The sequence below is a fragment of the Companilactobacillus nuruki genome, assembly GCF_002872255.1.
In the GTDB taxonomy this organism is placed as follows: Bacteria; Bacillota; Bacilli; order Lactobacillales; family Lactobacillaceae; genus Companilactobacillus; species Companilactobacillus nuruki.
In genome coordinates this window covers 1-19,457 of the sequence record NZ_NIPR01000001.1, presented here as the reverse complement: position 1 = coordinate 19,457, position 19,457 = coordinate 1, and the positions used below count along the sequence as shown (strand labels likewise).

22 protein-coding genes and 1 pseudogene are annotated in these 19,457 nt (G+C 31.6%); 17 read left to right on the top strand and 6 right to left on the bottom strand.

Annotated elements, in window-relative coordinates; translation table 11 throughout:
- Positions 1-2: 2 nt before the first annotated feature.
- On the top strand, positions 3-869 hold the full coding sequence (locus CBP76_RS00105) for a helix-turn-helix domain-containing protein (protein ID WP_245865508.1): 867 nt from the start codon (positions 3-5) through the stop codon (positions 867-869).
- 153 nt (positions 870-1,022) lie between these two features.
- Complete coding sequence (locus CBP76_RS00100) at positions 1,023-2,423, top strand: APC family permease (protein WP_102194893.1); 1,401 nt, start codon at positions 1,023-1,025, stop codon at positions 2,421-2,423.
- A 134-nt stretch (positions 2,424-2,557) separates the two neighbouring features.
- Here CBP76_RS00100 and CBP76_RS00095 read toward each other — a convergent pair whose 3' ends face one another.
- Together CBP76_RS00095 and CBP76_RS00090 are read right to left on the bottom strand one after the other, a co-directional pair.
- Positions 2,558-2,755, bottom strand: a complete 198-nt coding sequence (locus CBP76_RS00095; RefSeq protein ID WP_102194892.1) for a hypothetical protein — start codon at positions 2,753-2,755, stop codon at positions 2,558-2,560.
- A 172-nt stretch (positions 2,756-2,927) separates the two neighbouring features.
- On the bottom strand, positions 2,928-3,695 hold the full coding sequence (locus CBP76_RS00090) for a TerC family protein (protein ID WP_102194891.1): 768 nt from the start codon (positions 3,693-3,695) through the stop codon (positions 2,928-2,930).
- 139 nt (positions 3,696-3,834) lie between these two features.
- Between CBP76_RS00090 and CBP76_RS00085 the strand changes: the two genes are divergently transcribed.
- A complete protein-coding gene (locus CBP76_RS00085; protein WP_117589396.1) occupies positions 3,835-4,461 on the top strand; it encodes a Fic family protein in 627 nt (208 codons plus the stop codon).
- A 102-nt stretch (positions 4,462-4,563) separates the two neighbouring features.
- Here CBP76_RS00085 and CBP76_RS00080 read toward each other — a convergent pair whose 3' ends face one another.
- The gene (locus CBP76_RS00080; RefSeq protein WP_102194890.1) at positions 4,564-5,928 is read right to left on the bottom strand and encodes an Nramp family divalent metal transporter; all 1,365 of its coding nucleotides are present in this window, start codon (positions 5,926-5,928) and stop codon (positions 4,564-4,566) included.
- 299 nt (positions 5,929-6,227) lie between these two features.
- Between CBP76_RS00080 and CBP76_RS00075 the strand changes: the two genes are divergently transcribed.
- Positions 6,228-6,695: a hypothetical protein gene (locus tag CBP76_RS00075; RefSeq protein ID WP_102194889.1), complete on the top strand. Its 468-nt coding sequence runs from the start codon at positions 6,228-6,230 to the stop codon at positions 6,693-6,695.
- Positions 6,696-6,854: 159 nt separating this feature from the next.
- Here CBP76_RS00075 and CBP76_RS00070 read toward each other — a convergent pair whose 3' ends face one another.
- Both CBP76_RS00070 and CBP76_RS00065 read right to left on the bottom strand, forming a co-directional pair.
- A complete protein-coding gene (locus tag CBP76_RS00070) occupies positions 6,855-7,055 on the bottom strand; it encodes a hypothetical protein (RefSeq protein ID WP_245865503.1) in 201 nt (66 codons plus the stop codon).
- A gap of 112 nt (positions 7,056-7,167) precedes the next feature.
- Positions 7,168-7,485 carry a bacteriocin immunity family protein gene (locus tag CBP76_RS00065; RefSeq protein ID WP_102194888.1) on the bottom strand — a complete coding sequence of 106 codons (318 nt, stop codon included), beginning with the start codon at positions 7,483-7,485 and terminating at the stop codon, positions 7,168-7,170.
- A 468-nt stretch (positions 7,486-7,953) separates the two neighbouring features.
- Between CBP76_RS00065 and CBP76_RS13430 the strand changes: the two genes are divergently transcribed.
- The 7 genes and pseudogenes from CBP76_RS13430 to CBP76_RS13085 all read left to right on the top strand — a co-directional run bounded on the left by CBP76_RS13430 (position 7,954) and on the right by CBP76_RS13085 (position 12,726).
- Complete coding sequence (locus CBP76_RS13430) at positions 7,954-8,076, top strand: hypothetical protein (protein ID WP_281258450.1); 123 nt, start codon at positions 7,954-7,956, stop codon at positions 8,074-8,076.
- Entirely contained in the window at positions 8,061-9,410 is a 1,350-nt protein-coding gene (locus tag CBP76_RS00060) for a sensor histidine kinase (protein ID WP_102194887.1), read from the top strand. Before CBP76_RS13430 ends, CBP76_RS00060 begins: the two co-directional genes overlap by 16 nt.
- A gap of 2 nt (positions 9,411-9,412) precedes the next feature.
- The gene (locus tag CBP76_RS00055) at positions 9,413-10,147 is read left to right on the top strand and encodes a response regulator transcription factor (RefSeq protein WP_102194886.1); all 735 of its coding nucleotides are present in this window, start codon (positions 9,413-9,415) and stop codon (positions 10,145-10,147) included.
- Between the two features lie 343 nt (positions 10,148-10,490).
- A pseudogene (locus tag CBP76_RS13535) lies at positions 10,491-10,687 on the top strand (hypothetical protein).
- Positions 10,688-10,843: 156 nt separating this feature from the next.
- The gene (locus CBP76_RS00045; protein ID WP_102194885.1) at positions 10,844-10,996 is read left to right on the top strand and encodes a bacteriocin class II family protein; all 153 of its coding nucleotides are present in this window, start codon (positions 10,844-10,846) and stop codon (positions 10,994-10,996) included.
- An 839-nt stretch (positions 10,997-11,835) separates the two neighbouring features.
- The gene (locus tag CBP76_RS00040) at positions 11,836-12,360 is read left to right on the top strand and encodes a CPBP family intramembrane glutamic endopeptidase (protein WP_166667129.1); all 525 of its coding nucleotides are present in this window, start codon (positions 11,836-11,838) and stop codon (positions 12,358-12,360) included.
- Between the two features lie 189 nt (positions 12,361-12,549).
- Positions 12,550-12,726 carry a hypothetical protein gene (locus tag CBP76_RS13085; RefSeq protein ID WP_166667128.1) on the top strand — a complete coding sequence of 59 codons (177 nt, stop codon included), beginning with the start codon at positions 12,550-12,552 and terminating at the stop codon, positions 12,724-12,726.
- A gap of 275 nt (positions 12,727-13,001) precedes the next feature.
- On the opposite strand, the gene CBP76_RS00030 is transcribed toward CBP76_RS13085, so the two are convergent.
- Positions 13,002-13,214 (bottom strand): hypothetical protein, encoded by a 213-nt coding sequence (locus CBP76_RS00030; RefSeq protein WP_102194882.1) that lies wholly within the window; start codon positions 13,212-13,214, stop codon positions 13,002-13,004.
- 401 nt (positions 13,215-13,615) lie between these two features.
- Here CBP76_RS00030 and CBP76_RS12970 point away from each other — a divergent pair, with 401 nt between their 5' ends.
- The 6 genes from CBP76_RS12970 (at position 13,616) to CBP76_RS00005 (ending at position 19,088) form a co-directional block, all read left to right on the top strand.
- Positions 13,616-13,732 carry a bacteriocin gene (locus tag CBP76_RS12970; RefSeq protein ID WP_117589395.1) on the top strand — a complete coding sequence of 39 codons (117 nt, stop codon included), beginning with the start codon at positions 13,616-13,618 and terminating at the stop codon, positions 13,730-13,732.
- A 120-nt stretch (positions 13,733-13,852) separates the two neighbouring features.
- Positions 13,853-14,434, top strand: coding sequence for a CPBP family glutamic-type intramembrane protease (locus tag CBP76_RS00025; RefSeq protein WP_102194881.1), 582 nt, complete (start codon positions 13,853-13,855; stop codon positions 14,432-14,434).
- 149 nt (positions 14,435-14,583) lie between these two features.
- A complete protein-coding gene (locus CBP76_RS00020) occupies positions 14,584-16,743 on the top strand; it encodes a peptide cleavage/export ABC transporter (RefSeq protein WP_102194880.1) in 2,160 nt (719 codons plus the stop codon).
- A gap of 12 nt (positions 16,744-16,755) precedes the next feature.
- Positions 16,756-18,135, top strand: coding sequence for a bacteriocin secretion accessory protein (locus CBP76_RS00015; RefSeq protein WP_102194879.1), 1,380 nt, complete (start codon positions 16,756-16,758; stop codon positions 18,133-18,135).
- Positions 18,136-18,473: 338 nt separating this feature from the next.
- The gene (locus tag CBP76_RS00010) at positions 18,474-18,755 is read left to right on the top strand and encodes a hypothetical protein (protein WP_133120366.1); all 282 of its coding nucleotides are present in this window, start codon (positions 18,474-18,476) and stop codon (positions 18,753-18,755) included.
- 48 nt (positions 18,756-18,803) lie between these two features.
- Positions 18,804-19,088, top strand: a complete 285-nt coding sequence (locus tag CBP76_RS00005) for a hypothetical protein (protein ID WP_102194877.1) — start codon at positions 18,804-18,806, stop codon at positions 19,086-19,088.
- Positions 19,089-19,457 lie beyond the last annotated feature (369 nt).

Genomic DNA, 19,457 nt, shown 5'->3' with positions numbered 1-19,457 from the left:
CGTTGATTGGTTGGCAAACGGTTATGGAAGAGTTTGATTTACAGTCTTTATTATCAAGTAATGAAAAGATGCTGATACACCTGTTACAGTCCTATGCACAGACAAACGATGTTGCTGTCTTTGTTTTGGGGAATGATGATCATTTACAGACAGGCATATTCGGTGAATTGTCAGAAGGCAGTACTTTGACAAAGATGAATAAAATGACTGATTTATCAAAATTAAGCGTTAATAAGTATAAGTATAAAATTGAATATGCAGATGCACCGATAAGAATTGCTACAATAAATCAACGTGTTGGGAAGGTTTGTGTAGCACAGGATGTTGAGAATGGTAGTGGGTCGGATCATGTTAATGCGATGCAAAGACTTCAAACCCAAGTTACGTATTTGAAGTACCTGATAGAGAATGTTTCTAAATTGATTATCGGAAATCGGGGTCTAGATAACTTCATTGTTAAATATGCAATGGATGTTGACGAAGCCATTGGAGATTTGAAGGATAGTGAGGGCGAAGCACTCCAACAAATTAAGGGAATGTCTACGTCTAACGAATCAATTATTTCTGCTATAGAATTCATCGATAGTAATCTGGATAAGCGTTTAACGTTGGATCAGGTATCAAATAAAGTTTATTTGTCGGATTATTATTTTAGTAAATTATTTAAACGTGAAACCGGGTTGAGCTTCTCGGTTTATTTGAATGCCAGAAAGATTCAAAAGGCGATGATTCTATTGAAAGAGTCAGATAAGAGTGTTCAAGATATTTCTGATGCTCTAGGATTTACTAGGTTGAGTTATTTTAGTCAAACATTTAAGAAGTATACTGGGTATGCGCCAACAAAATACCGGACAGATGACAACAATTAAAGGAGATTATGAATTTTTAAATTCATAATCTCTTTTTTGTAAATAAAAATTGAACAATTGTATATTATTTATATACAAAATATCTTTTTTCATGAAAATAATTGTAGTAAACTTGAGACTTAGTATACTTATGCAGTTTTGAGGAGTATGATCATGAAAAACGTTTTTAAAAAAGAATCAGTTACCACATACTTAAAAGCTGATTCACGTCTAACTAAGAGTTTAGGGGCTAAAGATTTATTAGCCTTGGGAATCGGTGCGGTTATTGGAACGGGTATTTTCATTTTGCCTGGACATGAAGCTGCTTTGCACGCGGGTCCAGCAGTAACAATTGCATTTTTGATTGCAGCAATTGTATCAGGTTTTGTAGGTATGGCTTATGCGGAGTTTTCATCAGCTATGCCAGTAGCCGGTTCAGCTTATTCATTTGGTGCAGTGATTTATGGTGAAATAATTGGTTGGATTTTAGGATGGGCTTTGATACTAGAGTATTTCCTAACAGTTTCTGCTGAAGCAGTCGGTTTTGCATCATATTTTAATAACAATATCTTAGGTGCCTTTGGTATTTCGATGCCAAAATTTTTGGCTAATGGGCCTTTAGAAGGCGGAGTTATCAATATCTCTGCCACTTTAATAGTTCTAATAATTGCTGCTATCATTCTGCAAGGTGCCAGTCTTTCTAAGAAAGTTGAAAATGTTGCGGTTTTAGTTAAAGTTATTATTATTGTTTTATTTATTATTGTGGGAGCCTTTTATATTAAGACCAGTAATTATGTTCCTTTTTATCCTAAACAATTTCATACATCACCATTTGGTATGGGGGGAATCTCAACGGCCACTGCAACGGTATTTTTTGCCTTTGTCGGTTTCGATGCGTTGGCAGCTAATTCGGCTGAGACTATTAATCCCAAAAAAGATGTTGTTCGTGGAGTTTTAGGAACAGTTATCGTAGCAGTTATTTTGTATGTTGGTTTTTCATTTGTTTTAACAGGGATTGTTAACTATAAAGATTTGAATGTAGATGATCCAGCTGCTTATGCTTTGAAGGTAGTTCACCTTGATACGTGGAATAAGTTAATCACTGTTGGAGCATTAGTAGGAATCTTTACTTCATTGTTAACAATGTTCTTCGGAGGGTCACGTTTAGTTTATGCGTTAGGTCGAGATGGTTTGCTGCCAGAAAAAATGGGTGAGGTTGATGAAAAATTCTCTGTACCTCGTAATGCTGTAATTGTAGCCACGGTTGTTCAGGCCTTCTTCGCTGGGTTAGTACCATTGACCGAATTAACGTCATTGATTAACGCTGGAACGTTATTAGCCTTTGTATTTATTTCCTTTGGAATTATTCGTTTACGAAAACGAAAGGATATTCCTAATGATGGATTCAAGATGCCCTTGTATCCAGTTTTGCCAATCTTAGCAGGGCTAGCCAGTCTTTACTTCCTATTGATGTTGCCAACCATTTCAAAAATCAGTGTTGGTGTATGGATATTGATTGGAATAGTAGTATATTTTGTTTATGGTTTGAAACATTCTAAATTGCAAAATAAGTAGAATTAGTAATTTCTAAGTTGGATCAAAGTACTAATGGAAATCTATATTATATCGCAAATAAAAAGTCCGTATTGATTATCCAACTGTGTTCGAATAGAATTCAGTTGATATCAATACAGACTTTTTTTAAATATTTAAAACCAATGAAAAACAGTAGCTAATCCAATAATTATGAAAATTATTGCTAAGAAAAATGAAGAATAAACTGCTGCCAAAGAGAATATTGAGGTTGATTTATTGCCAGCTGTTTTTAGGTTTTGAAAGTATTTAGTAGTAGCGTACATTTGCCAACCACCTAAAATTATTATAAGAATCCCAAAGAAGATACGCATTTTTTCACCCCATTTGTTGTTTACAAGCCAAATATATATCTATTTAATAATACAAAGAATAAATATATCATGAATGCCCATTAATCCATCATGAATGAGGTAAATAATTCTATGAAGTCAAATTGATCCCTATAAAGTTAAACCTTTATAGGGATCAATTTTTTAGATTAAATTACTTTTTCGATTTAGGAGCCTGATTATTATGAATTTGATGAATAATCAAAGTTACAATAATTGAAGCCACTAGAACTCCAACAAAGACTAAGTTAGGAATCTCGATATCAATAGCGGGGATTGATAAGAAGAGTTTGATGGAAATGAAGAGAATTAAAAAGTAAGCCATACCATTTAATTCAGGAATCTTGCTCATTAAGCCCATGATCATTTCAGCGATACCTCTCATGGCTAAAATACCAATCATACCACCGATCAAAACGATAACCGGGTTACTTGAGACTGCTAAGGAAGCAAGCACTGAATCAATTGAGAAAACAATATCCATCAGTTCGATTGAAATAACTACTTGCCAGAAGCGAGAAATATGTAAATGCCGTTCCAAAGCACTTGGCTGTGGTTTCTTAGGATTAGCATCGATCTTTTTCTTACCACTAATAAAGAAATGATCAATGAAGAGATAGAATAAGTAACCAGCACCAAGAACCTTTATCCACCAGAAATCAATGAGATAGACTCCTAGACCAATTACAATAAATCTGAAAATATAGGCTCCAAAGAGTCCATAGAACAATGATTTTTCTTGCTCAGTTTTGTTGGGTAATGACTGAGTTTGGGCAGCTAAAACAACGGCGTTATCTACAGATAACATACATTCCATCACTACTAAAGATAGGATAATTAACCAATCTTCCCCCGATTCGATAACAGTTGCCCAGTTATGAAGATCGAAGAATGGACCGTACATATTTACGAGTGCATTCAATCAGTATTCCTTGCTTTCTATTAAATTTCTAGGATAAATGATAACAGATTATGTATAACATTAGCAATCAGTAATGAGTAGATTCGAAAAAGAATATTTTGATTCTTTTTTGTGCTTTTCCTTGTTGTTATCTATAATTATGAGAGAAAAGTATCATCTAACAAAAGATCAAAACCGACGTTTTGCACGTATGAATCTTACAAGATTAGTTCACACAAATGCACGCTTTGAAGGCATTAATACGACCCTAGCTCAAACGCAAACAATTATCGACGGATTAGGAGTTGAGGGTGTAAAACTTGAAGATATTAACACAATTGTCCAAATAAAAAGAGGCTGGCAATTAATTACGGAAAGTGACGAAGTGCTAATACTTGATTTTGAAAAAAGCATAAATAAAATTGTTGCAAGAGATGATGCCCTTGATATTGGACTGGATAATAACTTTATTCCAGATATGGTTGATATCAGTAATGAAACAGATTATCTGAGTCAGTTGTTAAAAAGCAATATCTCAAATACTGAAAAGGCTCTTAGAATTATGTATCATAATATGCGGAAACAGTTATTCTGGGATGGTAATAAGCGTACCGCAACTCTGGTCGCAAATAAGTTAATGATTGATAACGGAGCTGGAATAATCAATGTTCCACTTGATCGATGGGGAGTATGGAATGAGTTGATTAGTTCATATTACCAAAGCAATCATATGGATAAGCTATTGGAGTGGACATACGATAATGCAATACAGGGTGTGCAATTATAGAGAAAACTTCATAAGTTCAATTTTGAAGAATATTTGGTCTCGTAAAAAAAGGACCCTGAAAGTGTTAGATTATTTCTAACACTTTCAGGGTCCTTTAGTTAATTAAGCAGTTGGAACGAAAGTCGTATAAATCAACCAAACATTCAAAATAGTTAGGATAATCGCAATAAAGTAACCGATATATTCAACTAATTTATTATTGGCGAATTCACCCATCAATTTCTTATTACTTGTGAACTTGATCAATGGGAAAATTGAGAATGGTAAGGCAACACTTAAGAATACTTGTGAGAAGGTCAAAAGTGATTCGATCTTAGCTTCGTTGCCATTATAGATGATAGCGAATGTGATAACTGGGATGATTGACATTAAACGAGTGATGACACGTCTGGCCCAGAGCTTCATCTTCATATGAACGAAACCTTCCATAACAATTTGTCCTGAAAGTGTACCCGTAATAGTTGAATTTTGACCAGAAGCTAATAAAGCAACTGCGAAAAGAATACTTAATACTGGACTAGCAACAGCTCCGGCAATCTTAGGATCTTGTAAAGCATTGAATAGATCAACGAAACGACCAAGGTCACTGTTAGTACCAAAGAACAATGCAGCTCCAAGTAATAAGAGCAAAGTATTAACAATGAAAGCCAAAGTTAATTGGATATTTGAATCCCAAGTTGAGAAACGAACAGCTTGGTGAACACTCTTAGGATCATTACGATCGTATTTTCTAGCTTGTGAGATCGAAGAATGCAAGTAAAGATTATGTGGCATAACTGTTGCACCAACAATACCTAAGGAAAGATAGAGCATACTTTGGTTTTGAAGAATCTTAGGATCAGGAACGAATCCAACGACCATTTGTCCCATATCAGGACGTGCCAAGATAACTTCATATAAGAAAACAAATAGGATAACCATAATAAGTGTGGCAACGATAGCTTCAATTTTTCTGAAACCTAATTTCATCAAGACTAATAATAGTAGAACATCAAAGGCTGTGATGATAACACCCCAGAGGACTGGAATATTAAAAAGCAATTTCAAAGCAATGGCGGAACCAATGATTTCAGCAATATCGGTTGCCATAATAGCTAATTCGGTAATTACCCAGAGTACGAAACCGCCAGCTTTTGACGTACGTTCTCTAGTTAGCTGAGCTAAATCCTTTCCGGTCACAATCCCTAGTTTAGCCGCCATGTATTGCAAAAGCATCGCAATCAAACTAGAAATCAAGATAACAGATAGTAATTTATATTTGAACTGAGCACCACCAGCAATTGATGTTACCCAGTTACCTGGATCCATGTAACCCACGGCAACCAAAGCACCAGGGCCACTGTATGCTAATAGGGTTTTAAAGAAACCCGCGTCAGTTGGAACCTCAACGGTATCATTAATTTCTTCCAAGGAAGGGCCGTTAGCATAATGAATTAGGCTTTCGTGTTTTTTATTTTTTTCACTCAAGCTTATATCCCCCTTTTTTAATCTTCAAGTATAATATCATGTTAGAGACTACTTTTAAAGGGGAATAAACTTAATAATTAAGATGACCTAAAAAAATGAAACAATCGCTTGTGACAGTTGGCTTTGAAAGCGTACGACAAAATGGATATAATTATATTTTGGTAAATATAAAATGATCTTATATCAATGAGCTTGTCGACATGTAATTGCTACGGTATTACGATACAATGTAAGTAGTAAATATTTTTGAATTTATGAATTCACTTGATTATAATTACTAGAAAAGGGATGAAGTTAAAATGAGTGTAATATTACTAATAGTTGATGTCATCTTTTTCCTTGGTGCAGCCTTCAATGTTTATTGGCAATCACAAATTGAAATAAGATCGATTTATAAAGTTTCATCTTTAATCTTTGCTGGGTTTATTGGTGCATGGTTATTAGTATCGCCAACAGGTCAGCTGTCATATATCATCATGGTAGCTTTGTTCATGTTATTGAATATCATGAACGGAGTAGGTGGTGTCGGTGAGAAGAAAGTCGTTGTTAATGGCTTCTTCTCTGGGGTATTAGATTACGCCCAAATCGTCCACGTAACTTTGATTCCGATTGAGATTCAAGGACAGAAACCAAAAGTGGCAGTGATCTTTAATACCAAACGACCACAACAAGTTGAGATGAACTTTAATATTTCATATAAGGAAATGGAAAAGTATTTAAATAAGAAATTATCCAATGATGCTTCGGTTGAGGTTGGACAGATATAGTAAAATATTGAAATTCTTAAAAGGCCCTCTAGTTTGCAAACTAGGGGGCCCTTTTAATGGAAAAATTAATAACCATATCGAATATTAGATAACTTAATCAATTTACTTAATTTGCTAGATTGATTATCAGATAAAACAATTCCATTCTTTGTTACAACATTAGAAATAGCAATATTCATTCTGCTTAATAATGAAGGGTATTGAAGATTCTCTTTTTTCTAATTCATCTTTATAATCGTATAGGACTTTTTGAAGTGGAATATCTTTAGGATTATTGTTTATATCATTTAATAATGTATTGATGATTGAAAGAGCCTCATTGCCACGATCATTACCACCTGAGAACCAATTTATTTTCATTTTGTGCCTCCTGATGTCTAAGCAAAGTGTACTGAAATTAGAATAATTAAAGAGAAAAATGTACTGAACCTGGGTAAAAATGGTCTTAAGTTTAAAATATAAAGAAAAAGTGCTAGGCGTGGAACATACTTGAAAAAGCCATTCCCAAACCGCCAAGACCTTTATCCATAAATTGTGTATCAGTGATCTGTAAGTATAAAGGACCAACGTCTTTAGAAATTTCGTTTTTCATTGCCAAGAAGGTTAGATTACCTTGCAGGTCCCCAGCAACACGTTCAAAAGAATAATTCTTATTCAGCTCATCTTTAGCCTCTAATAAGAATTTTCTTTCAGGGGTGCTAATAGTATCTTTAGCCAATAGTGAGTTAATAGTTACAGCAAATTTGGCTTTTGCTAGATTCTCTTGTTCCTGTCTTTTTCGTAGAGACATTCTTGTTACCTAGTTTCTTAATATTTTTATTATTGGAAATTATAACAACAGTTTAGGAATAAATAAAAAATTGTCATGAATAGGGTACTTTTATATCTTGAATGTTACTAATCTATACTTGGTAGCAGAAAGAATGTTCCTTTTATTATCTGAGGTTTTATCAGATATGATTAACTTGTGATTTTTTGCTGTGTTCATACGGAAGCATTGATAATGGAATATATTCAGTAAATAATTCTTTCATTAACAATATTTGATAAGTTACTGTTTATTCTTGAAAAGGGCAGGGTAGATTCCAATTGAGTAATTTATATTATATGATTGAAATTTGAGGAGATAATTTAAAAAATATAAACGTTTATATGAATAATTCAACGTTTATATTTTTTTGTGGTCAAAGTAATTAAAGATAGTACAATTACTATGATGTTATCTGATAGTCTAAAGTTCATTAAGGAGATAATTATCATGAAAAAGAATATTTCAGAAAAAGAATTGGCAATAATATCGGGTGGTAAGGGAAAAGATTTAACAATGGTATATCGATCCAAGGGATTCATTAAAGAGATTATAGGTTGGTTCAAACACTAATAATGGTTTATGTTTCTATTCCTATGGAGTTCATCTTAGATAGTACTTTTATTTTTTTTGTTTTAACAATGTATACAAATATGGAATTTAATAATTCATTCTCAATAGTATTGAAAAATATTTTTTATTCTATGATTTGGGGAGTCATAAGTTTACTGTTTGAAAGTTTTACATATGTATTATTTTTAATGTATTTTATTGTAAGAAAAGCTTTGAAAGAAAAGAATATTAAATTCGATAAAAGCAATATTATTATAGTAACAGTATCGCTTATTGTTGAAATGATTTTTTCACTTTTGGGTAGCTTAATTGCTAGAATAATTCATATAAGTCAATTAAAGTCTTTATTAAATGTAAACAATATAGAACCTATTCTTGGCTTGGCAATAAATACCATTATTTTTATCATTGTATTAAAAATAATAAAAAGTAAAAAAGAAGAAATATTTTATCTAAAAGAAAAAATTAAAGATTTAAAACTTTCAAATCAATTCTTTTGGATGCTAATTTTTATTTTTATTTCATTTGAAGTGATACTTTTCATCGATGGTTTAGAAAATATAACATCTGTTATGAATGGTACTATTCTTATAATATTTGTATCTTTTCTTTTTTTTATGTGTTGGCAAATGGTTAATTTGTTTAAAGCTTTTTCAACAAATCAAAAAATAGCCAATGAATTAGAACAAAATAAACAAATGAATGAATATTTGAAGAATATCCAAGAACAATATGACGATTTACGACGTTTCAAGCATGATTTTAAAAATATCGTATTATCTATGAGCGTAGGTTCCGCTGAAAAAACTGGCAAGGATTATGAAGAGTTATATCAAGAATTAACTCAACAAAAAGAATTTACAACAGATTTAGATGGAAAAATTGTGTCTGAGTATAAAAAGATATCTAACGAACCACTCAGAGGACTGATCATTCAGAAATTTTTTAAAGCAAAATCTAGTGGAATCAGGCTAAATGTAGAAATTATCGATAATTATATTCAAATTGATAATGATGTATTGAATATTGTTAGGATAATTGGGATATTACTTGATAATGCAATTGAAGAAACCGCTAATGGCTTAAATAAAAATGTTGATTTGGCATTTGTTAAAAATGATGATATTTTGGAAGTATCAGTTGAGAATTCTTTAAGTCATGAGATAAATGTTAAGGATATTTTTAAAAAAGGATATTCTACAAAGGGTGCAGGTCATGGGACAGGCTTGGCCAATGTATCTGAATTAATTGATAGAGATAGCAATTTGTATCTTGATACTGAGATTGTCGGTAATAAATTAAGAATTACGTTGATAATTCTTAAAGGTAGGTAAAAATGTTTTCAGTTTATTTGTTAGAAGATGATGATAATCAAAGAGCGTATTATAGAGAAATTGTCGATAATACAATAATGATTAATGACTATGCAATGAATGTAGTAGAAGTTAGTAACACGGAATCCTTTTATGATAATTTTTCTAAGGATCAGTTTGGTTTGTTCTTTTTGGATATGGAGATTGATGGTGACGTCAAGGCGGGGTTAAAAATAGCGGAGTTTGTTAGAAATAATATGCCTGATGCCAGGATTGTTTTCGTAACAACTCATGAAGAGATGGCCTTTTTAACACTAGAACGGAAAGTTTCACCGCTAGATTATGTGTTGAAAGATAACGATTCCGAAGAAATAAAAGAAAAGATCACTAAGGATATTGAATTAACCGAACAATATTATCAGGATTCTATTTATGAAAAAGAAATGACGTTTGGATATAAGATTGGATCAAAATATTTTTCTGTTCCCATGAAAGAATTAATTTTGTTATATACCGAAAAGGAAACCCCTGGCCAAGTTAATTTAGAATCAGATAATAGAGAAATGTCATTCCCAGAAAATCTAAATGCCCTTGAAGCTAAATATGATAACTTGGTACGAGTTGATAAGAGTTCACTGGTTAATGTCGATAGATTGGTTTCGTATGATGCTCGTAAAAGAATCCTATATTTGGATAATGATTTTCAGTGCTCTGTTTCTATTAGAAAATCTTCAGTTGTTAGTAAGTTGTTTAAGTGAAAAGGGAACATATGATTTGATAAATCATATGTTCCCTTTTTAGGCTTAATATATATTTGCAATCTCATTTTTACCAGCAATAATTTTTTTAGATAATTGTCTTTTAAAAAAATGACTATTCTTTTAGATTATGAGTGTATATATCTTTCGTTAATATGTTAAATCCAACGTTAATATATTATTGAAACTATTAATAAAATGCTGATTATACTTAAGGTGTACTAGGAAGAAATTATATGAAGAGCAAGTGAGAAAGACTTTCTGGTATAAAGTAGGTGATGATATCAGAAATCTTAGTTGAGCTTATTCAATGTATATCAAATGGTGAAGGAAGTAGCATCTGATGATAATGTATCCGTATTTGAAATTAGGACCCAGAGATGGAGTCTTGTTGATTCTTTTATTATGTTAGCTTTAACAATAATTTTTTAATGGTCAGTATGGGAAGTTTTGTTTGCTGTTATCGCAATTATAATTGCGTTCTTAGCAGGAAGCATGAAGCCGGATAAGAAGAACGTACTTGCTTTCTTGAAAAGATAGTTTGAATTGGGATAGGACACCTTGAATTCTTGTAGATTTCAAACACATTCTTAATCATTAAAATTTTAAGTTCATTATTGATAAGGATAGAAGAAAGTTAACATCGAATAGATACTATCTATCCTTACATTACAGAATATCTGTGGAGGTATAAAAATGAAACAATTTAAAGATTTAAGTACAACTGAATTACAGAAAGTAACTGGTGGATCAAGTTGGTTAGAGGGTGGTATAAGTTGGTGGAATAATCATAACAAGCGCGTAAAACCACGTCATCAATACAATCCATATACAGACAATTTCGGATAAGAGTCATCCAAGATTAAATTAGTTGCTACTTCAATAATATATTTGAAATCAAATAAAACGTACTATACGCGTATTCAAAAGAAACGTCATTGGATAAACGTTAAGGGCGTGAATCATCACCTAAAATCATAAGCAAATTAGCCATCGCCGAATCTAAGCGATGGCTTTTTTATAATAGTATCTAAAAGTCCTAAGTCAATAACTGAATTCACTATTGTTGTAGACCCACAACCACTCAAATACTTAGTTACTATTTTGATTCTAAACTCTAAATTAAATTTTACTATAAGAAAAATCTCTTAGTTTGATTTTGTGTCCAAACTAAAGGGGTTACTTCATCAATACCAGAAAGTATAGAATATTTTATTTTGGGGAGAAATAAGAGAACGGTTCAATGTGAATAGGCAAGGCGTTAACTGATACGCTGTCACTTGTTATCGAATTGTATTTCTACTAACAGGGTATATTGTTCTTACAGACTTAGTTCTTAATCCAAGACATCTGGGGAAAATGGGAATTAATCAATAAAATGAAAGTTAGCATTTGTTTAATTGTAGGTAAATTAGTAATAATTTCTCTGTGTAAAGGTTGAATGTTAAATATCTTACAATTTTTAGTGAAACACAAAAGCCAGCGCCTTTGGGCGCTGGTAGTGGAATCTATAAGATATGAGTTTCCTAATTTCATCTATTATTTAATTTAGAAACTAATATATATTTAATATTTTTTAAGATAGTAGAATTATTATTTGGAATTTTAGTGAATATATGGATATTTCACCAAAAAATTTATTTGAAAATGAAAGTCGGATTTAAGACAGTTTTTTTGTTGTAATTATAGTGGCAGTTTTGATTACTTCTTCGATTCATAATCAGCAAAAATGTTTTGCTTGCCTTGACAGTGGGTTTTCTAGCATCTCTTCTGAGGAATATATCTTTAGGGGTGTTATCTTAACTAGTTTGCTAGATAGTTTTGAAAATAAAATTAATAGAAAGAAGATTATATTTGCCATTGTAATTTCAGGCCTTTTGTTTGGGACTGCACATTTTGCACATATTGTTACACAAGGTTTTCTTATAAGTATGGTTCAAGTAATTCAAGTATCTGCTATGGGATGCTTATTATGCGCACTTTATGTTAGAACAGGGAGTATTTTAATGCCGATGCTAGTTCATTTTGCAATTGATTATTTTATTATAGTAAGGGTAGGAACTGTGCAGAAAAAAATGCCTACCGATCCAATTTCACTTATTGTAGAAATTGTATTCCCATTTACAATATACCTTGTGCTCGCAATTGTGGTTCTTAATCCTAAGAATCCATCTAGATGGAAATTAGTTGAACAATTAAGTAGTAAGACATAAGTGCGATAATGTGTGATCACATTACGTTAATATATTAATTTTATTGTTAGTTTATTAGCAGCATATAATGAAATTGTGATAGGGATTTTATCATAGTATTGTATAGAAATCAGAAGAGCACAATGGAATCAAAAAAATATAAGGTGATATGTAATTCTGAAGTAACTAATATTATTGGAGGTGGTTTAAATGAACGTTAATAAAAAAATGGATTTTAAGATTGGCAATCAACATTTGGAAGAAGATAAATTAAAACAAGTTACAGGTGGAAAAAATGAGATGATGGGATTTGGAATGGGTGGTGGATTTTGGCCTGGAAAGGTTTCTACTGTGGGTCTTAAAAGTACTCATTATAAAAAAAGATAATTATGTTTGCTGAATTGTTAATTATCACCGTATGGATTGGTGTATGGATCATTACATCGTTATTTTTAACAGTAATTGTAGAAATATATTATCTATTAACTCCAAACCAAGAATATGTTAAACATCCCAACTTTCTTAAACAATGGTTAAAAATATTACTCATTATTCCACTGTTTATGCCCTAGTTGCATGAATATAATGATAATTTAATTGATTAGTTAAATAAATAGCGATTTACGAATGAAAGAATTAATTTCATTTGTAAGTCGCTATTTTTATGATCCGTAAATTGTAAAATATAACTGAATACTAGTGGATAAAAAATGTTTTTCCGCTTTAACTGTATAAAGTTTTAACTTATTATAGACGGCAGCTAAATTGACAGCAACTGATTCCGATGATAATTGACCATTACTGAAGGATTCTATTTCTTTGATATTTTTAACTTTTGCTAATGCATTAAGCAAAGATGTATTAAACCTTTCCATAGGTAATTTCCTCCGGTTATTTTTGTCATTTGTACACTTCGTGACCAAGAAAAGAAAGATATGGCTACAGATAAACTGATATCCCATGAATATGGATACCTCTTCAGGAGTGGCAAGTCGTAAAAAACCAATTAAAGTGGTAAGCAATAGGATAAGAGCAGTTTGACTTTAGTGGAAAACAAAAGCCAGCGCTTTGAGACACTGGCTAGTAATAGAGGTTTACAGCCTCAGAGAAAACCACTCATCAAAAATGTTGAACTGGAAACTTAACATTAGAGTATTTAAAGAATATTTTTCAAAATGCTCGGATTAAACTTGTAATCTGCTTGATAAAAATAAATATTTTATTGTTAATACGTTAAATTCAACTTGGATTTTAATAATTAATATTGGGAGGACTTATGATGTTAACAAAATATAATAATTTAAATAAAAAACAGCTTATGAATGTAACAGGTGGCAGGATGGTACATATTTGGGGATGGATCAAAGGAAAAATCGGTGGATCGTGGCATTAAAGGAAAGAAGTCTATGAAGCTATTCATAGACTTCTTTTTAAATCAGAAAGGTAATGTTATGTCAAAGACTAATCGTAGAATTATTTTTATTGTTTTATTTTATTTGTTACTGCTGAAGTATTGTTAGATTTTCTTAATTCTTTTTTTAACGAAACCAACTCTACAATTATAGTGTTTAGTTTACAATTTTTAAGTTGTGTTTTTGCGGTAATAATATTAAAGAGTGATTTTAAGAGAAATATCAATGAAATTATTAATAATTTCAAAAAAGTATGGCTTATCCCATTATTTGTTGTTTCAGATCTGTTACTTCAAATCGTGATTCAGAATTTCCTTTCAGCAAGTTCTACAAATCAATCAGGAATAGAAAGTGGAGTTAGGACTAGTGTCCCCATAGGAGTAGTATTAATATTCTTTATTTCGGTTTTTGTCGGACCAATCATGGAAGAAATAACTTTTCAATATTTAATTCAAAAAGTGATTTTAAAATATAATTTAAATAAAATTATAAAAAATAAGATGATTACTTCCATCCTAAGTATTTTAGTTACTACATTTCTATTTATGCTTATTCATGTTTCAGAATTAAAAGATATATATGATATTTCCTTTTTAGGATATTTGGGTGTAATTTTGTATGCAATAGTATATCAAATAACAGATGATAATTTGATATATCCGTACATATTTGTACTAATTTAATAGTATTTGCATTTATGATTTTATAATAGGCATGTTTTTTATATTAGCGTTAGTATGGAAAAAATGACGTTAATATAAAAAAAACGATATTTATAACAAACTATGAGAGAATAAAAATAGATATTTTACAAAGAGGGGACATAACATCTGTGGGAGTCAGCAAAAATATTTACATACCACAAGTAGACGAGAGTGACTGTGGGGTAGCCGCTTTAGCCATGATTTTGAAGAATTATGGTTCTAGGTATTCAATTGCTAGATTGAGAAACTTAGCTAAGACTGATAAAGAAGGAACGACTGCTTTAGGTTTGGTCAAAACGGCCCAAAAGTTAAATTTCGAAACTCAAGCAATTCAGGCTGACATGGATCTCTTCAAAGAAAAAGATATTACTTATCCTTTCATTGCTCACGTTGTTAAGAACGGAACTCTTGAGCATTACTATGTTGTTTTGGGCAGTACTAAGACCCATGTAATTATTGCTGACCCTGATCCAACGGTTAAAATTACTAAGATGAGCAATCGAAAGTTTGCTTCTGAATGGACTGGTGTGTCACTTTTCTTCGCCCCTACATCTGAATATCGACCAGAAAAGGTTGATAAAAAAGAATCTTTATTTTCATTTATCCCGGTTTTATTTAAACAAAAGAGGTTAGTAATCAATATTATTTTAGCGGCTATTTTGATTACTATTATTAGTATTTTAGGTTCATATTTTTTACAGACTGTTATTGATACTTACATTCCCAATAATATGAATAGTACGTTAGCGATTATTTCGTTGGGATTGATCGTATTGTATATTTTTCAATCAATGTTCACTTACTCCAGAGATTTCTTATTATCAATTTTAGGTCAGAGATTAGCAATTGATATTATTTTGGGTTATATCAAGCATATCTTTGAACTACCAATGGAATTTTTTGCAACCAGAAAAACGGGTGAAATCGTCTCTCGTTTTAATGATGCCAATAAGATTATTGATGCATTAGCAAGTACGATTATTTCAATTTTTCTTGATGTGGGTATTGTGATAATTATGGGTACTGTTTTGGTTATTCAAAACAGTACGCTATTTTTTATTACCCTAATTTCGTTGCCAATTTATGTTTTGATCATTTGGATCTTTTCCAAGCCATTTGAAAAACTTAACCAAAAAGAAATGGAAAGTGGATCAGTATTGAATTCTTCTATTATTGAAGATATCCATGGGATTGAAACAATTAAAGCCTTAACCAGTGAGCGTCAACGTTACGGCAAGATCGATAGTGAATTTGTCGATTATTTAAAAAAGAGTCTTAGTTATATAAAGGCCGATACCTTACAACAGGCAATCAAACTATTCTTACAACTGATTCTCAGCGTCGTTGTGTTGTGGGTTGGGGCTATCATGGTCACTAAGAATAAATTGTCAGTTGGACAGTTAATGACTTATAACGCATTGTTAACTTATTTTGTGAATCCATTACAGAACATCATTAACTTACAGCCCAAGTTACAGTCGGCTAAAGTTGCTAATAACCGTTTGAACGAAGTATATCTAGTAAACTCTGAATTCAAGGAGAAACGTTCAATAACTAACTTTTCGCAATTGTTTGGTGATATTCGGATTGAAAATGTTGATTATAGCTATGGTTATGGTGAGAATGTTTTGAATAATATCAATTTAGGTATTCGGTCTGGTGAAAAATTAACAATTGTTGGTATGAGTGGCTCAGGCAAATCGACTTTAGTTAAGCTATTGGTCGACTTCTTTAAACCTAATGATGGAAAGATTTATATTAACAATTATGATGTTCAAAATATTGATAAACATGTACTCAGACAGTTTATAAACTATATACCACAATCTCCGTACATTTTTTCAGGCAGTATTTTAGAAAACCTAACGTTAGGCAGTCGGCCTAATATCACTGAGGATGATATCATGACAGCTTGTAGGATTGCTGAAATTGATAAAGATATCGAAAGAATGCCACTTCAATTTGAAACTGTGCTTGATGAGAATGGTAATACACTCTCTGGTGGACAAAAACAGAGAATCACGATTGCCAGAGCACTATTATCTCCGGCCAGAGTGTTGATTTTTGATGAATCGACAAGTGGTTTGGATTCGATAACTGAAAATAGGATTATGAATAATCTTATGAAATTACAGAACTTAACAGTTATTTTCATTGCTCATAGACTTTCTATTGCAAAGAAAACTAACAATATAGTTGTTCTAGATAAAGGTAAGATTGTTGAAAAGGGCACGCATAATGAATTGATAAATAAAAAGGATTATTATTTCAATCTTTTGAACAATTAGGGGAAAACGATAATGGATAAGAAATTTTTAGAGAGCAGCGAATTCTACAATAAAAGATTTAATAATTTTTCTGCATTACTAATTGTTCCCATATCTATATTGTTTGTTCTGATTGTATTCTTTTCATTCTTTATGAAACGCGAGGTGACGATTGAATCGATTGGCGAACTTGGTAGTAAAAATAGTATTCCAATCGTTCAATCGCCATCTAATAGTGCCATCAAAAAGAACTATTTGGCAGAAGGTAAATATGTAAAGAAAGGCAGTATCCTTATCACTTATAAGAATACTGGCAATGATATTAAACTAAATACTTTGAAGGACCAAAAAAGCAATATCAATGATCAGATTGCCGGATTGAATCTTTTCCAAAAGGGTGTTGAGTCTAATCAAGATTCGTTTACGGATGATGATACTTTTGGGTATCGTAATTTACTAAAGAGTTATTTAAACCAACGAGATATTTATGATATTGAGAATCAGATGTTAAAAGATAAATCGTCATTCTCGGATGATAAGATAAAACAACTGTCAGGTTTGTATGATGATACGATAAAGCAGAAAAAAACCAGTTTACAAGCATATCAAGCCGTTTTTGATGCAATAAAGAACGGGAAAAGTTACTCATCAAGTTCAACTTATGGCTATATTTATGATGGTTATACATCAGAATCTAAGAATGCTGAAAGCACAACCGACAAGTCCACCGTAAAGCAGAGTTATTTGAAAGATTTGCAATCACAGATCGATAGTACCAATGATGAGATTAAGAATTCTGAGGAACAGAAGGATTCGCTGAAGGATTTTAGTGATACTAATTATAATATTGAATCTAATAACAAGAAATTAGATTCATTACAAAATGACCAATTAAAGAGTATCTCTGAAGAATTAGTAAAATTACGTGCACAAGGGAAAGATTTAGATACAAACATAAAAGAGTTAGAAGATATTTCTAAAGATTCGTATGTCACTGCTAAAAAATCAGGAGTTATTCATATGAATAATCAGTCCTTAAAAGGTGCAAAATATGTGGGATCGGGTTCAGAGTTGGCTGAAATTTATCCAGTATTGAAACATGATGGGGTAATAAAAATTCAAAGTTATGTTTCCTCAAGAGATATTTCTTCAATAAAAAAGGGTCAACATATGCGCCTGGAGATAAGAAGAAATGTTCCTAGACCCATTATCATTGATGGTGTGATTAACAATATCAGTGTCGCTCCTGTACCTGTTAATCAAGGAAGTTACTATATTGTTACTGCACAGGCTAAGGATACATCGAATATTACATCTCAAGTACACTATGGTATGAGTGGAAAGACTAATATCATTACTGGTAAGGAAACTTTTTTTAAGTATTATAAGGATAAGTTGCTGGATAAGAATTAGAGGCGTATTCACAATCAAGATATTGCTTTGGATGATATTTTGTATATTCAGGATGTCAATAATGGGGATTCAAGATATTTTTTGATTTTAAGAAGTTTATTTTGCTATGTTATATATGTGGAAGATTCAAAAAATCAGGTCTTACGAGGGATGTATTATGAAGAAGCGTAATGGAACATATAAATCTTTTATTATATTTTGAATACTCTTGGAGTATAGAATAATTGGTTCAATATTAAAATGATTGTTCAAATAGTTCTTGCGTCAGTAATCTCAACACTGGTTTACTATTATTTATATCTAAAAAGAATTGAGAGATAATTTGTTAGGTGGTTGATATGATGAAATTTAGATCGATATTTGAAATAGTTCCCAACACTTGGGCAATTGAATTTGAAAGTCGTGATAAGGCTCATTCGGTGTATGATTTGGCTAAGAGAAAGTACGATACTGAATTAGGGACTATTACCGTTAACAATAATACTTGGTATATAGGAACCAAATTGTCAGATGAAGAATTTGAAAAAGAAATCGTTGATTTTTTGAAGCAATTTGATATTTCATCTGTTCAGTATTCTGTTAGTAAAACGAAGATTGGAAAATTCTGGATGCCTTACTAAGTTATATTTATTTTGAGCGTGTTAATTAATCACATAGGTGGCGATTACATGAAATTGAAAGATATCTTGTATAGACGACAGTATAAAATAGAGCTTCTAAAAGATGTCCCCGATTTAAAAATAAAGGATCTAAAATCACTCGGAATATGGAGTAATCCAATCGATAAGCACTATATTTTAACTTTAAAGACGGCGAATGATCCAAATGAAACCCCGATTAATTTTGAGAATGATTTTAAAAAATTAACGGGTCTAAGTTCAGAAGATTTCAAAATTGAAGCAAAATATGGTCCAATGACTCTACAAAATGCAAGTGATTCTCCTTGGATCTAAATGTCGGATTAAAATAAATTGATTAAGTGAAGGGTACAGAGTATACAATTAGAAATACTCAGTGCCCTTTTCTTACGTTAATATTCCTTATTAATTTTTATCAAATCAATAAGATATAATGAGGAATGGAGAATTATAATGATAAAAAGAAATTACAAAGTTTTTTTGCTACTGGTTTTATATATTTGGTTGGTGGACTTTTCGTAAGCACCTAATAACCGACCGTCTATGATTTAGGCGGAATTCGAATTATGATTATCTCATCAAACATATTGGTGAGGTATTTTTTTATGGAAAATCAACCTGAAATCGTGAAGGTCAATGTCCCTAAGGCTTTAAGCGAAGCTAAGCCGTCAGTACCCAGTCGGG

Bases quoted from the DNA above. Each gene is read 5' to 3' on its own strand.
- CBP76_RS00100 (WP_102194893.1), top strand. From the start codon at position 1,023: ATGAAAAACGTTTTTAAAAAAGAATCAGTTACCACATACTTAAAAGCT.
- CBP76_RS00095 (WP_102194892.1), bottom strand. From the start codon at position 2,755: ATGCGTATCTTCTTTGGGATTCTTATAATAATTTTAGGTGGTTGGCAA.
- CBP76_RS00085 (WP_117589396.1), top strand. From the start codon at position 3,835: ATGAGAGAAAAGTATCATCTAACAAAAGATCAAAACCGACGTTTTGCA.
- CBP76_RS00075 (WP_102194889.1), top strand. From the start codon at position 6,228: ATGAGTGTAATATTACTAATAGTTGATGTCATCTTTTTCCTTGGTGCA.
- CBP76_RS00070 (WP_245865503.1), bottom strand. From the start codon at position 7,055: ATGAAAATAAATTGGTTCTCAGGTGGTAATGATCGTGGCAATGAGGCT.
- CBP76_RS00065 (WP_102194888.1), bottom strand. From the start codon at position 7,485: ATGTCTCTACGAAAAAGACAGGAACAAGAGAATCTAGCAAAAGCCAAA.
- CBP76_RS13430 (WP_281258450.1), top strand. From the start codon at position 7,954: ATGAAAAAGAATATTTCAGAAAAAGAATTGGCAATAATATCGGGTGGT.
- CBP76_RS00055 (WP_102194886.1), top strand. From the start codon at position 9,413: ATGTTTTCAGTTTATTTGTTAGAAGATGATGATAATCAAAGAGCGTAT.
- CBP76_RS00045 (WP_102194885.1), top strand. From the start codon at position 10,844: ATGAAACAATTTAAAGATTTAAGTACAACTGAATTACAGAAAGTAACT.
- CBP76_RS13085 (WP_166667128.1), top strand. From the start codon at position 12,550: ATGAACGTTAATAAAAAAATGGATTTTAAGATTGGCAATCAACATTTG.
- CBP76_RS00030 (WP_102194882.1), bottom strand. From the start codon at position 13,214: ATGGAAAGGTTTAATACATCTTTGCTTAATGCATTAGCAAAAGTTAAA.
- CBP76_RS12970 (WP_117589395.1), top strand. From the start codon at position 13,616: ATGATGTTAACAAAATATAATAATTTAAATAAAAAACAGCTTATGAAT.
- CBP76_RS00015 (WP_102194879.1), top strand. From the start codon at position 16,756: ATGGATAAGAAATTTTTAGAGAGCAGCGAATTCTACAATAAAAGATTT.
- CBP76_RS00010 (WP_133120366.1), top strand. From the start codon at position 18,474: ATGATGAAATTTAGATCGATATTTGAAATAGTTCCCAACACTTGGGCA.
- CBP76_RS00005 (WP_102194877.1), top strand. From the start codon at position 18,804: ATGAAATTGAAAGATATCTTGTATAGACGACAGTATAAAATAGAGCTT.